The organism is Cypionkella psychrotolerans (assembly GCF_001294535.1).
Classification (GTDB): domain Bacteria; phylum Pseudomonadota; class Alphaproteobacteria; order Rhodobacterales; family Rhodobacteraceae; genus Cypionkella; species Cypionkella psychrotolerans.
In genome coordinates, this window is the sequence record NZ_LGIC01000058.1 from 1 (window position 1) to 13,341 (window position 13,341).

Here is a 13,341-nt window from a genome sequence, read left to right on the forward strand (position 1 = left end):
CCCAGGCGGTGCGTCTGTCAGCCGTTGCAACGCGTTGCGCGACGGCGAACTTGGCTGTCCGGTCGATGCCGACGAAGAGCGAGAGCTTGCCTTCAGCGGTCTGCATCTCAGCGATGTCCCCTCTCGTGGTTTGCAGACAAACCACGAGAGGGCAGCGGATGTGGAAGAACCCGCCTCCCGGCGATGCAAGCATCGCCGGGAGGCCAATGGATCGGGCAGCGCTTGAACTTCTGGCGCTTCGGCTTCTCGCCCTCGACATCAGGCAGGCGGGAGATGCCGTGCCGTTGCAGACACCGGTGCAGCGCCGAACGGGTCAGGTGCGGGATCGACGGTTGCAATGCATAGAGGCAGTCATCCAGCGGCAGCAGCGTATGGCGCCGAAACGCGACGACCATTGCCTCTTCGGCCTCTGTCAGAACGGTGGACCGCGGCTTCGACGGCCCGGTCTTCATATCCTCGACCGTCGCGCGCTTGCGCCATTTCGCCACCGTCTTGGGGTTGATGCCCCGCTCGCGGCTCAACTGCGCGAGCGAAGCTTGTGATCGCTGTATTGCGGCTCTGACGGCGTGCGCCCCTCTCGGCGAATGCATGCATTCACCCGCCGGGCAACGGGATCGTGGCGCTCCCGGGACAAACCTGTCCCATGTTGCTTCCTTCCATGCCTGAGAAAGCATCGCACCATCAAACCGTGGGATCAAACACCTAGGCTCAGGACTCATTGATCATATCCAGAAGATGACGATGGCCGCGATTGCTATGGCGGACATAAAGGTGTGGGCGCAGCGGTCGTAACGGGTGTGGATGCGCCGCCAATCCTTTAGCTTTCCGAACATGTTCTCGATCTTGTGGCGTTTGCGATAGAGCGCCTTGTCATGGGCTATCTGGATTTTTCTGTTTGATTTCGATGGGATGCAGGCCGCACAGTTGCGATCTGCAAGGGCTTCCCGGAACCAGTCGGCATCGTAGCCCTTGTCTGCCAGGAGGGCCTTCGCCGGGGGCAGCGTCGAGAGCAAGGCCGCCGCTCCGGTATAGTCGCTGACCTGGCCTGCGGTCAGAAACAGGGTGCGGGGCCGTCCCTCACTGTCGCAGACCGCGTGGAGTTTTGAGTTCAACCCGCCTTTGGTGCGTCCAATGAACCGGGGAAGAGCCCCTTTTTGAGCAGGCTGGCTGCGGTCCGGTGCGCCTTGAGGTGGGTCGCGTCGATCATCACCTCCTCCGTCTCGCCACCGCCCTTGGCAAGCTCGACGAAGATGCGCCCGAACACGCCCATCTCGCTCCAGCGGATGAAGCGGTTGTAGATTGTCTTGTGTGGCCCGTAGCTTGCGGGCACGTCACGCCACCTCAGGCCATTGCGGATCACGAAGATGATGCCGCTGATCACCCGACGATCATCGACACGAGGCATCCCGTGTGAGAGGGGAAAGAACGGCGAAATCCGCGCCATCTGGTCTTCGGAAAGCAGGATCATCTCGGTCATGGCAGCACCCCCTTGCTGCCGCTAGTGAATCAATGAGCTACCCTGACCGCAAGCGATTTAACGGGTCCAGAGCCTAGGGATGTCCGAAGCAATGGGCGAAAAAAATGGACATTCTCAGGTGCGGCGGTGCTGAGGTCCGGGCTCGCGAAAGCTGCCTATGGCTCGGCTCTACATCTGTCGCTACAGCACTCACAGCCCCAGCGCGCGTTTTCGGGCCTCTGACCAACGCGTGATAAGGTGGTCGGTCATCAGCCCCATGAAGGCCACGGCAAACCCCAGTACCAAGCCTTTGCCCACATCGGTGGAGGACAAGGCGCGCTGCATTTCCTGACCCAGATCTTGCGTGCCGATAAAGGCCGCGATGATCACCATGAACAGCGAGAACATCACCGATTGATTGGCTCCGACCAGCATAGTGGGCAGCGCCATCGGCAGGCGCACGTGCCACAGCACTTGCCCGCTTGTCGCCCCGCTCATATCCGCGGCCTCGACCATTTCGGGCGGCACGTTGCGCAAGCCCTCAATGGTGTAGCGCACCAATGGCACGGCGGCAAACACCACAACGGCGGCGACCACCGCCACGTCATTGACGCCGAACAGCATAATGACCGGGATCAGGTAGATGAAGCTGGGGAAGGTTTGTGCCGTGTCACAGACCAACAGGATGCGCGCGGCGCGGGTGGGGTTGCGTGCCCCCCAAATCGCCAAAGGAATGCCCAGAATAGCCGCAATCACCACCGAGATGCATACCATATACACCGTGATCATCGCGCGGTCCCACCAGCCCGACACGGCGATCAGGCCAAAATACGTCACGCAAATCAGTGCGGATCGCAAGCCCCCGATCGCCCAGCCCAAGGCGGCGAGCAGCAGCAATACGGCGGTGAACGGCAGCCACAGATAGGCATCGCGCATCGGGATCAACACCCAAGTGATCAAAAACCAGCGCAGCCAGAGCGTGACCGGCGTGATCAGCCGGATCACTTGATCCATCAGCGCATCTATCGGCCCCGCCACAGACAGCGCCTGCTTGCGCTCGACTTCGAGAAAATACGGGAAAAAATGCGCCAACCCAAAACCCAAGGCGCAGAGTGCCAGCCAGATCACCAACAGCCGATTGCGTTTGAGCCAAGACGGGCTTGCGGCCTCATGCACGGGGAGGCGCAGCGCCCAAGCCTTGGTCAGTCGATCCAGCGTCACCGCCAGCAACACGATGGTCACGCCGATCTCGACCGACAGACCGATTTTCAGCGATTGCAGCAGCTGCAGCAGTTTCTGCCCCAAGCCCGGCATCCCGATGAAGCTGGCCAACACCACCATCGCCAGACATTGCATGATGACTTGGTTGACGCCGATCAGAATCTCGGACCGCGCGGTGGGGATGCGCGCCCGCGTCAGCAACTGCCAACGGGTGGCGCCTGACATCTTGCCTGCCTCGATCACCTCCTCGGGGACTTTTTTCAGCCCCAGCAGCGTCATGCGGATCATCGGCGGCACCGAGAAGATGATGGTGACAATCGCGCCCGCTTTGGGGCCGACCCCGATGAACACCACGACCGGGATCATATAGGCAAAATGCGGCAAGGATTGCGCGATGCTGAGGATCGGATTCAGCACCCGCTCAAATCGCGGCGACCGCCAAGCCAGCACCCCCAGCACAAGACCGAGTGTTACCGAAAACGGGGCGGCGACAACGATCACCGACAGGGTTTCCATCGCCCATTGCCATTGTCCCATCAACGCGATCCAGACAAAGGTGCCGCCGCTGATCAGCCCCAAGCGCCAGCCTTTCAGCGCATAGCCGGCCATAAAGGCGGTGACGGCAATGACGCTCCACGGGATCGGGCCAAGGTTCGGCCAGCGGCTTTTGCCGTAAAGCAGGTTGGCGGTAACATTCAACAACCATTCCACCACGTCGGAAAATGCCCGCGTCACCGCCATCAGGCCCAGATCGTTTTGCAGGAAAGCGAAAACCGCGTTGATCCAATCGGCAAAGGGCAGCACCAGCCATTCCGGCGGGCGGATCATGCCTTGCGGCAGGATCGCCTTGCACAGCATCAACGCCACGGCCAGCGCAAGCAGCAGTTTTGCGGTGCCAGCAAAGCGCGCAGACCGCCACATCACTGTGCATCCCCGAGCAGCACATCCAGCGCCGTTTGCCGCAAGACAGAGCCGATCACTGCGCCCTGATCGTTGATCACCGGAATCTCGATGCGCGGGTCAGAGATCAGTTGCCGGGCCAGATCGCGGATGGTGCGATGCGCGGCCACGGGTTCGCCTATGGCGGGTGAGGTCAGCGGGGCGACAAGACTGCCGATATGCACCACGCGGGCGCGGTCAATCTCGGAGGTGAATTTCGCCACATATTCGGTGGCCGGATGCAGCACGATCTGGTCGGGGGTGTCGCATTGTTCGACACGGCCATCTTTCATGATCGCGATGCGGTCGGCCAGACGCAGAGCTTCGTCAAAATCATGGGTGATGAAGATGATCGTCTTGTTCATCATCCCCTTCAATCGCAGAAATTCATCCTGCATCTCGCGCCGGATCAAGGGGTCTAGGGCCGAAAACGGCTCGTCCAGAAACCAGATGTCAGGCTCGACTGCCAAGGATCGCGCGATGCCAACGCGCTGCTGTTGGCCACCAGAAAGCTCACGCGGGAAGTAATCTTCGCGGCCTTTCAGGCCAACCAGTTCCAGCATCTCACGGGCGCGACCGTAGCGGGTGGCGCGATCCTGTCCGCGCATTTCCAGCGGGAAGGCAACGTTTTCCAGAACGGTGCGATGCGGCAGCAGGCCAAAGCTTTGAAACACCATTCCCATCTTGCGTCGGCGCAGGTCGATCAGCTCGGGTTCAGACAGGGTCGCAATGTCGCGGCCCTCGACCGTAACCGATCCGCCGGTAATCTCGATCAACCGCGACAGACAGCGCACCAGCGTGGATTTGCCCGAGCCTGACAGGCCCATCACAACCAGCATTTCCCCGCGCCTGATCTCCAGATTAACGTCACGCACCGCATGGACATAGCCTGCCTGCGACAGACCGGGATCGGCCTTCAGCTGCGCCAGATGCTGCGCCGGGTTTGGCCCGAAAATCTTTGAGACATTGCGGCAGGTGATAACGCTTTCCGACATGCGGGAACCTCGATCTTAAGTAAAGGATCGGCCCATCCCGCAACGCGCGGGATGGGCCAAGTGACTGCGATTGTTCGGCTTAGTTCAGCCAAGCTTTCCAGACATCCGGGTTGGCATCCATCCAAGCCTTTGCCGCATCTTCAGGCTCCATCCCGTCGATATCGACCAGTTTGGCCATCTCGGCGATTTGCGGGTTGGTCAGGCTGACTTTGGTCAGCGTGGCATAAGCCGCAGGCCATTTGTCTTTCATGCCATCCCAAGCGGCGATCTTCAGATAGCCGTTGGCGGGGTTGCCGCAGTCATAGGTCTTGTCGGGGATTGGGCCGACAGACGGATCTTCGTTGCAGCCCGGCACCCATTCGGGGAAGTTCACAAATTCACCCGGCCAGACGGCCTCAGCGAAGTTCGGAGTCCAGTTGAACACTACGATCGGGGTTTTGGTCTTTTCGGCAGCGCCAATCTCGGCCCAGATCGCGGCGGCAGAGCCTGCGTTGACCACGGCGAAATTCATGCTCAAAGCATCGACCTTTTCCTGATCATGCTTCAACCAATCGACCGGACCGCCCAGAAAACGGCCCTTCTCGCCGGTCTCGGGGGTTTTGAACAAGGCCGCACATTCGTTCAATGCTTTCCAATCGGGCAGACCGGGGCAGGCTTCTTTGGTCCAGGCCGGATACCACCAATCTTCGCGCGTGATGGCATTGTGGGCACCTGCGGCGTGGATGCCACCCTTGGCGACTGCTGCATCAAAAGACGCACCAAACGCGCCTTCCCAGACTTCAAGCTCTAGCGACGCATCACCCAAACGGATGGATTCGTAAACCGCCTGACTGTCGGTTGTCACATATTCCACGCTGTTGCCCATCGAGGTGAAGACGTCGCCAACGACATGGCTCATCACGATCTGGCTGGACCAATTGTGTACCGGAATCATGATCGGATCGGTCGAATCTGCGGCCCAGACGGCGGGTGCCAGCAAAACCAGTGCCGTTGCTCCGGCAAGCAGTGTTTTCATAGAGTTCATGGTGCATCCCTGTTGGATATCCACGCCTGCGCGCGGTGTTTCGCGGGAAATTTACGGCCTTCCCTGCGACTCAAAGCTAGGGATGGGTTGTGAATGCGTCAGACCCTTGAGATGAACGGACTCGCATTATTTGTAAAAAATTGTTAACAGCGGGAAACGCTCCAGACGGGAGAGCCGATGTCGTCCAGACCAGCGCATATTGTTATCGTCGAAGACGAGCCTGTGACTCGCAGCACTTTGGCGAGCTATCTCGGCTCGTTTGGCTACCGGATCTCGGAATGCGACACGGCGGAGAAGGCCGAGAAGATCCTTGCACAGAACACCGCCGATCTGCTGATTGCCGATATCAACTTGCAGGGCAAAGACGGGTTAGAGATTACCCGTGAGCTGCGCGCACGGTCCGAAATCGGCATCATCCTGTTGTCGGGCCGTACCGATGATGTCGATCGCATCGTCGGGCTGGAGCTTGGCGCGGATGATTACGTCTGCAAACCCTTCAATCGGCGCGAGTTGCTGGCGCGGGTGAAAAACCTGTTGCGGCGCACCACCGCGATGCGGGCAATGACGCGGCGGGTGTTCCGCTTCAACGGCTTCAGCTTTGACGTGGCCTCGCGCCAAGTCACCGATGCGGCGGGGCACCCGATTGTGCTGACGCGGGCGGAATACGAGTTGTTGCGGGTTTTTGTGACCAATCCGGGGGCGGTGATGGACCGCGATCGGCTGATCATGGCGATCACCCACCGGCAAGACGGCACCAACACCCGCACGATAGATGTGTTGGTGCAACGGTTGCGGGCAAAATTTGGCGATGATCCGAAGGCTCCGCGTATCTTCACCACTTCGCATGGCGAAGGCTATGTGTTCACTGCGCAGCTTGGGTGAGGCTGGGGTCAAGCACCGCCAGAGCTGTTTCGATGGCCAAACGGCTTTGCTCGGCCAAAGGGGGCAACTGTTGAAGGTAAGTCTCAAGCTGGGTGGACGGGCCAAGCTTGGCCGAAGCCTCGATCTGATCCAAATGCGCCACCAAAACCGGCAGGTCAAAATTCCCCGTAGCCCCCTTCAGATTATGGGCTGCCTGCGCCAAAGCGGTCCAATCGCGGGCCGCTGCGGCGGCGTCGATGGCCACCAGCGCGTTTTGCAAGCCTTCCAGAAACATACGCGCCAGTCCGCAGGCACGCTCTGCCCCCATATCGGACGCCAGATCGAACAGGACATGCCTTTGTGGAACGACTTTAAGCAGTGCTGCTGACAGCGCGTTGAACGACAAAGGCTTCGGCAAAATCGCTGACATTCCGGCCCGAAGATTTTCCAACCGATCCGCCTCCTGCACATGCGCCGAAACCCCGATGATCGGCAGACCCGCGATCCGTGCATCCGCCATCGCGCGGATCATCCGCGTCGCCTCGGTGCCAGAAAGACCCGGCAAGTTTACATCCATCAGGATCACATCAAACCGAGTGCCACCCAGCACCGCTAGCGCGGCTTCGGCGGTTCCAACCACATGCACCTGATGCCCCATATCCTCCAGATAGGTCTGAATAACCATCTGATTGATATTGTTATCCTCCACCACCAGAGCGTGCAGTTTTCGGGCATCGGGCAAAGCCGGAGTATCCACCACATCGCGCGGCAAATCCGCAGCATTGCCGGGGCGGAAGCCTGCAACCAGCGTAAACTTCGTGCCTTCCCCGCTGGCGCTTTGCACCGTCAGTGTCGCCCCCATCGCGTCGGCAAAGCGCCGGCAAATCGCAAGCCCCAAGCCCGTGCCGCCATAATGCCGCGCGGTCTGCGCATCCTCTTGCTCGAACACGCCAAAAATCCGCTCTTGCGAGGCTTCTGCAATGCCTTTCCCGGTATCACTGACGGCAAAGGTCAAGATAAAGCCGCCTGTGTCTTCCTGCGATGTAACGCTTAAACCAACTTCGCCCTGCTCGGTAAACTTCACCGCGTTGGAAACCAGATTGAACAAGATTTGCCGCAGTTTCCCCATATCGCCCACCACCGCTGCCGGCAAAGCGGTGGGCGCGTTCAACCGGAGCAGCAGCCCTTTCTCTTGCGCACTGGCCCGCATCACCACCGCAATGTCGCGCAACAAATCCCCCGGCGCGAAGGTCACTTCCGCCAAGGTCGCGGCCCCGGCTTCAATCTTGGAATAATCCAGAATGTCGTTCAAAATCACCATCAAGCCCTCGCCCGAGGCATGGGCCGCGCGCAACTGGCCCTGCTGACGTGGCGATAGCGCATCCCGCCCCAGACTGCGCAGCATCCCCAATACGCCATTCATCGGGGTGCGGATTTCATGGCTCATCATCGCAAGAAATTCTGACTTGGCGCGGTCGGCGGCCTCGGCCCGGTGGCGCGCTTCGGCATGGGCGCTGACCTCGCCGCGCAACTGCTTGGTCTGCTCGGCCACCAAAAGTTGCAACTCAAGCCGGTGGCGGCGCAGTTCGGCCAGATTCTGATCGCGTTCGGCTTCCAGCGCATGGTTCTCAATGCCTTGCAGACGAAACACCTCAACGGCCGCTTCCATTTCCGCGATCTCATCGGTGCCGTGCGGGATGATGCGCCCGACTTCTTCGCCATGGGCCAGCCGCGTCATCGTGACAGAAAGCGCATCCAGACGGCGGGTGATATTGCCGCGCACATAAATCCAGACCACGGCCAAAGAAATCAGCAAGGCCGCAACCGAGCCCCAGACGTAAAGCTGCTGTGTCGTGCGGATCGCGGCACTTGCCCCCGCCCCCGCCAAAACCGCCCGCCCGGTGATCTGATCGGCAAGCGCCTGCGCCTCGCGCTCCAGTCGCACCGCCGCCTCTCGCACGTCGCTTTGCGCCACATCGATCAGGCGGTTCAGATCGAGGATACCTTTGGTCAGGCTGAACATGTCGGCGGCATCCGGCGGTGGGGCGGAGCTTGGCCGGATCATCTGCAACAGCGTCAACGCCTGCTCGGCCCGGATCGGATCATTCACCGCCAGAATACGGCGCGTCACAATTTCAATGCGGGCCTGAAGCTCGGCTTGCACCTGCGCAAGCTCTGCCAGGCTTTGCACCGTGGCGATCCGGTTCAGCAACAGCCCCACCTCGCCAATATACGAGCGCATCTCGGTCATCAGACCTTGGCGAAACAAATCGACCTCGATCAGTTTGTCCAACGTTTCTAGGCGCGTCGTGCTGTCGGGGCCGCCGTTATCGGGATCATACAGGCTAGAGATCACCGCCGAGGTGCCCATCTGCGCGTTCGCCACCAGCGTATCGGCGATTTCCAGCAACTCTGTGGTGGCATTCAGCCCGGCTTGCAGTCGCGCCTTCTGCGCCGCAATCGCGATGATACGGTCCTGCACCAGACGGTCGAGCCGCTCGATCCCGCCTCGCACATCGGCCTCGGCTTGCTCCAGGCCCGCCGGGACCGCGTCCCCCATGCTTTCATAGCGCGCAACCCTGCGTTTCAGCGCATCGGCTTGGGCAAAAAGATAGCCCGCACGTTCCCTTCGCGCGGCCTCGGTGGTGACGGCGGCAAGCTCGGGTGCGACCACGACGATACGGCTGATTTCCTCGGTAAAGCCACGCACTTCGGAAATCGCCGGGATGGTGTCCTTGATCACATTGGTTTGGTTGCGCGCCACCTTTTGCAACTCGATCCAGCCCAACACCCCGGTCAGAGTCGGCAAGCCCGCGATGACCAAAAAGGCCATGAGCAACATATGCCCCAAACTGACGCGCGATGGGCTGGACTTGTGCAGCATCTTCCGTAACCTTACCCGGGATCTGGCACCAGATTACAGGGGATGGAAGCAAAGGCATGAGATTTTTGCGACATGTCCTGTTTGCGGGGATCGCTGCCCTCGCAATCCAACCTGCGCGCGCCGAATCTTGGCAACTGGAAGTGCCAATCGTGCCGTTTGACGATGACAGCCCAACGCAGCCGCTGCTCTACCATCCGCTTGATCACGCAGCCAAACCGTGGCGGCTTTGCGTGCTGTATCCGCATCTGAAAGACGCTTATTGGCTGAGCGTCAACTATGGCATGGTCGAAGAAGCCAACAGGCTTGGCGTTTCCTTCGATCTTTACGAGGCGGGGGGCTATCCAAACCTCGCGCGCCAGATCGAACAGGTGAAAGCTTGTGGCAAGCGCAATATGGATGCGCTGATCCTTGGGCCGGTCTCTTATAACGGCCTGTCCCCGGCTGTTCTGGACATTGCGAAACAAATGCCCGTCATCGCTGCGGTGAACGACATGGACGATGCAGGCATCTCTGCCAAATCCAGCGTGCCATGGCGGGAAATGGGCGCGGCGGCGGGGCGCGCCATCGCCCAACGGCATCCAAAAGGCAGCCCTGCGGTCAAGTTGGCATGGTTCCCCGGCCCCAAAGGTGCGGGCTGGGTGCATTTCGTGGAACAGGGGTTTCTCGAAGCCCTTGCCGACAGTTCGGCGCAGATCGTTGCCATTCGCTACGGCGATACCGGGATCGAGCAACAGGTGCTTTTGGTTGAAGACGTGCTCGACCGCGTGCCCGAGGTGAATTACCTCGTCGGCAGTGGCCCGATGGCCGAGGCTGCCGTCTCGATCCTGCGCGCGCGCAATTTGACTGGCCGGATCGGCATCGTCTCAACCTATGTCAGCCACGGCGTCTATCGCGGGATCAAACGCGGGCGTATTCTGGCAGCCCCTACTGATTTCGCCGTGCTGCAAGGCCGCTTTGCGATCGAACTTGCCGTGCGGGCCATCGAAGGCAATCTGACGATCCGCCATGCGGGGCCACGAATTGTCACCCTGACACTTGAAAACATCGACGAGATCGGCACACAGGAATCCCTCGCCCCGGCCTCGTTCGTTCCGGTGTTCAAAGTATCGAACTGACCCAGCCGACCGCATGCAACACCGATTATCCCAACGTGGAATTCGAGCGATGAACTAACATGGCGTCGCCGCTACAGCGACTTGTCGGCAAATGATCGTCAGCTTCTGGCCGAAAATCTTCTTCAGCGACCACATGCGTGCGCAGATCGGCGCAAAGCGGAGCAGTGCCAGATCATTTTTTCCGCAAATATGACGAAGACACATATCCCTTCAGGCCGCGGGCCTGTTCTAACGCGACCTTGCACCAGCGGGTGCCGCCGATAAGCTGACAGCTGTCGATGCGCACCACGGCTCCGTTTGGCAAGCCTACGATGACATTGTAGCCAGTTCCGGGGCCCGCGCGCATCTTCAGCATGTCATCACCCTTGACGTCAAAAACCTCGTATCGGTCACGCCAACCCGCTGCCGCAGGTTCAGCGCTCAATCCAGCAGACAACGCAGCCGCTGCCAGTGCAATAAGAACCGTTCTGCGCATTCTGATCTCCCTTTCCGTAACTCACATAACAGTTTAGCCTGCTGCCCTGCCGAAAGGAACGGCTAGAAGACTGCAAATTGTGGCTTTGCCAGATGCCCGCGCTGCGATAGTCAATCTGGGCGGTGGCCTGCGTCAGAGCCTTAATTTAGCCATCGAAGCTGATCGGGGTCTGGCGGCCAAAGGTGTCGATCTGCGACAGCGCGCGGTAGCGCTGAAATACAGCGTGATCTGCGCCGACATGGTCAGATCGTAACGCCACGTTTGCAAGTTGTACACGCTTGGCACGAGGTTGGCGTCGGATAGTCTGTATGGACGCGGATCAGGATCGCCGCCCACCGGTCAGGGTCAGGATATCGCCGATGCCCGGAAGCAGCGATTTGCGGCGGTCGATGGATAAAAGCGCTGCGCCTATAATCCGGCGTTCGGGCAGGACGGGCAGCGATCTGGGAGAACCGTTAGATCTGTGAACGACGTCGCGAAGCTGAGCGCTGGGAGACAGGATAATCCTGTCATACCCCTTTATGCGACGGCTCCGCCGAACCCCGCGCTTTTTGCTGGCCACGCGCAACGCATAAGTGTGTCTCCCGGCCCGCTTTCCGCCACGGTCAGTTCACCGCCATGTGCGGCCATGATGGTGCGGCAGATCGACAATCCCATCCCCATGCCCTTGGGCTTGGTGGTGAAGAATGTGTCGAACATCCGACTTTGGTTTTCAGTAGAGATGCCTGGACCGCTGTCACCTACCGTCAGTACAATCTGCTGGCCTTGCGCGGCCAGCGCGACCGCCAACACGCGACCTGCACCGGGAACCAGGTGCATCGCCTCGATGGCATTCAGCACAAGGTTCAGCACGACCTGGTGCAACTGGACGCGGTCGCCCAGAACGGCGGGCAGACCGATGCGAATGTCGGACTTCAGCACCACTGACACAGCCGTCAATTCACCCGCCGCCAGAAGCAGGATGTTTTGCGTCACCTCTGCCAGATCGACGGTGGACCGGTCGCCGCTGCGATCAGCAAACATCGAACGCACCGTCGAGATGACCTCTGCGGCGCGGTGGCCATCGACGGCGATACGGCTCAGCTCGGTTCGCGCCTCGGCGATGTTCGGCGATGCACGATCAAGCCAGCGTTGGGCCGCACTGGCGTTGGCGACGATGGCGGCGAGGGGCTGATTGACCTCGTGCGCGATGGTGGCGGTCATCTCGCCCATGCTGGTCATCCGGTTGGCCGCGCCAGTTCGATGATCGCCACGCGCGCCTTTTTGCTCGGCGACGCGCCGCTGGTGAAACTGCACGATCAGTGTGAACAGCAGCAGCGTTTGAAAGAGGATCATACCGCCTGCGGTCAACACCTCCGCCCGGAACTGCTCGAACAAAGTGGGGGTATGAAACAGGACAACCGTGCCAGCCGGCAGCTTGTTTTCCGGCAGCCCCCAGCGTTGCATTGCCCTTTCATCGACCCGGAACTTTGGCGCGGTGGTCAGGTGCGGTGGCAAGTCATCGGCATCTGTGCCGTGTAGGATTTGCAGAACCAGGTGTTTGATCCCACGGTTTGATGGTGCGATCCTTTCTCAGGCATGGAAGGAAGCAACATGGGACAGGTTCGTCCCGGGAGCGCCACGATCCCGTTGCCCGGCGGGTGAATGCATGCATTCGCCGAGAGGGGCGCACGCCGTCAGAGCCGCAATACAGCGATCACAAGCTTCGCTCGCGCAGTTGAGCCGCGAGCGGGGCATCAACCCCAAGACGGTGGCGAAATGGCGCAAGCGCGCGACGGTCGAGGATATGAAGACCGGGCCGTCGAAGCCGCGGTCCACCGTTCTGACAGAGGCCGAAGAGGCAATGGTCGTCGCGTTTCGGCGCCATACGCTGCTGCCGCTGGATGACTGCCTCTATGCATTGCAACCGTCGATCCCGCACCTGACCCGTTCGGCGCTGCACCGGTGTCTGCAACGGCACGGCATCTCCCGCCTGCCTGATGTCGAGGGCGAGAAGCCGAAGCGCCAGAAGTTCAAGCGCTACCCGATCCATTGGCCGACAGGCGATGCTGCAAGGCGGGTTCTTCCACATCCGCTGCCCTCTCGTGGTTTGCCTGCAAACCACGAGAGGGGACATCGCTGGGATGCAGACCGCTGAAGGCAAGCTCTCGCTCTTCGTCGGCATCGACCGGACTGCCAAGTTCGCCGTCGCGCAACGCGTTGCAACGGCTGACAGACGCACCGTCTGGGAGTTCGTGCAACACATGCTCGAAGTCGTGCCCTATCAGGTTCATACCATTCTCCCCGATCGAGCCATTGGAAGCGCCACGGGTTCAAGCCCAATGGCGAGGGGCATCCCGTTCGCCGAGCAACCCCGGAACCGCAATACGAT

General features: G+C 60.4%; 10 protein-coding genes and 2 pseudogenes. 4 read left to right on the forward strand and 8 right to left on the reverse strand.

Annotated features, from left to right (window positions below; all coding sequences use genetic code 11):
• From AKV04_RS27110 to AKV04_RS11175, 5 genes and pseudogenes are all read right to left on the reverse strand, one after another.
• Window positions 1-590 (reverse strand): annotated as a pseudogene (locus AKV04_RS27110) (hypothetical protein); the annotation flags it as partial.
• 132 nt (window positions 591-722) lie between these two features.
• A protein-coding gene (locus AKV04_RS25555) for an IS5 family transposase (protein WP_235815612.1) occupies window positions 723-1,477 on the reverse strand; the annotation gives its coding sequence in 2 pieces (ribosomal slippage) (window positions 723-1,144 and window positions 1,144-1,477; 756 coding nt in all).
• Between the two features lie 189 nt (window positions 1,478-1,666).
• Window positions 1,667-3,598 (reverse strand): ABC transporter permease, encoded by a 1,932-nt coding sequence (locus tag AKV04_RS11165; RefSeq protein WP_054006512.1) that lies wholly within the window; start codon window positions 3,596-3,598, stop codon window positions 1,667-1,669.
• Entirely contained in the window at window positions 3,598-4,611 is a 1,014-nt protein-coding gene (locus tag AKV04_RS11170; RefSeq protein ID WP_054006513.1) for a quaternary amine ABC transporter ATP-binding protein, read from the reverse strand. Before AKV04_RS11170 ends, AKV04_RS11165 begins: the two co-directional genes overlap by 1 nt.
• A 79-nt stretch (window positions 4,612-4,690) precedes the next feature.
• Window positions 4,691-5,626, reverse strand: coding sequence for an ABC transporter substrate-binding protein (locus AKV04_RS11175; protein ID WP_156317486.1), 936 nt, complete (start codon window positions 5,624-5,626; stop codon window positions 4,691-4,693).
• A gap of 186 nt (window positions 5,627-5,812) precedes the next feature.
• Between AKV04_RS11175 and AKV04_RS11180 the strand changes: the two genes are divergently transcribed.
• On the forward strand, window positions 5,813-6,517 hold the full coding sequence (locus tag AKV04_RS11180; RefSeq protein WP_054006515.1) for a response regulator: 705 nt from the start codon (window positions 5,813-5,815) through the stop codon (window positions 6,515-6,517).
• Here AKV04_RS11180 and AKV04_RS11185 read toward each other — a convergent pair.
• Window positions 6,498-9,329, reverse strand: a complete 2,832-nt coding sequence (locus tag AKV04_RS11185) for an ATP-binding protein (RefSeq protein WP_162232865.1) — start codon at window positions 9,327-9,329, stop codon at window positions 6,498-6,500. The genes AKV04_RS11180 and AKV04_RS11185 overlap by 20 nt on opposite strands.
• A 107-nt stretch (window positions 9,330-9,436) precedes the next feature.
• On the opposite strand from AKV04_RS11185, the gene torT reads away from it, so the two are divergent.
• The gene (gene torT, locus AKV04_RS11190; RefSeq protein ID WP_054006517.1) at window positions 9,437-10,495 is read left to right on the forward strand and encodes a TMAO reductase system periplasmic protein TorT; all 1,059 of its coding nucleotides are present in this window, start codon (window positions 9,437-9,439) and stop codon (window positions 10,493-10,495) included.
• A gap of 172 nt (window positions 10,496-10,667) precedes the next feature.
• Here torT and AKV04_RS27710 read toward each other — a convergent pair whose 3' ends face one another.
• Window positions 10,668-10,850 (reverse strand): SH3 domain-containing protein, encoded by a 183-nt coding sequence (locus AKV04_RS27710; protein WP_328287146.1) that lies wholly within the window; start codon window positions 10,848-10,850, stop codon window positions 10,668-10,670.
• Between the two features lie 199 nt (window positions 10,851-11,049).
• On the opposite strand from AKV04_RS27710, the gene AKV04_RS26190 reads away from it, so the two are divergent.
• Complete coding sequence (locus AKV04_RS26190) at window positions 11,050-11,223, forward strand: hypothetical protein (protein ID WP_156317485.1); 174 nt, start codon at window positions 11,050-11,052, stop codon at window positions 11,221-11,223.
• 266 nt (window positions 11,224-11,489) lie between these two features.
• Here AKV04_RS26190 and AKV04_RS11200 read toward each other — a convergent pair whose 3' ends face one another.
• Complete coding sequence (locus AKV04_RS11200) at window positions 11,490-12,416, reverse strand: sensor histidine kinase (protein WP_054006519.1); 927 nt, start codon at window positions 12,414-12,416, stop codon at window positions 11,490-11,492.
• 202 nt (window positions 12,417-12,618) lie between these two features.
• On the opposite strand from AKV04_RS11200, the pseudogene AKV04_RS11205 reads away from it, so the two are divergent.
• Window positions 12,619-13,341, forward strand: a pseudogene (locus tag AKV04_RS11205) (hypothetical protein); the annotation flags it as partial.

Excerpts from the sequence above, each read along its gene's own strand:
- AKV04_RS11165 (WP_054006512.1), bottom strand. The coding sequence starts at position 3,598 with ATGTGGCGGTCTGCGCGCTTTGCTGGCACCGCAAAACTGCTGCTTGCG.
- AKV04_RS11170 (WP_054006513.1), bottom strand. The coding sequence starts at position 4,611 with ATGTCGGAAAGCGTTATCACCTGCCGCAATGTCTCAAAGATTTTCGGG.
- AKV04_RS11175 (WP_156317486.1), bottom strand. The coding sequence starts at position 5,626 with ATGAAAACACTGCTTGCCGGAGCAACGGCACTGGTTTTGCTGGCACCC.
- AKV04_RS11180 (WP_054006515.1), top strand. The coding sequence starts at position 5,813 with ATGTCGTCCAGACCAGCGCATATTGTTATCGTCGAAGACGAGCCTGTG.
- AKV04_RS11185 (WP_162232865.1), bottom strand. The coding sequence starts at position 9,329 with ATGGCCTTTTTGGTCATCGCGGGCTTGCCGACTCTGACCGGGGTGTTG.
- torT (WP_054006517.1), top strand. The coding sequence starts at position 9,437 with ATGAGATTTTTGCGACATGTCCTGTTTGCGGGGATCGCTGCCCTCGCA.
- AKV04_RS27710 (WP_328287146.1), bottom strand. The coding sequence starts at position 10,850 with ATGCTGAAGATGCGCGCGGGCCCCGGAACTGGCTACAATGTCATCGTA.
- AKV04_RS11200 (WP_054006519.1), bottom strand. The coding sequence starts at position 12,416 with ATGCAACGCTGGGGGCTGCCGGAAAACAAGCTGCCGGCTGGCACGGTT.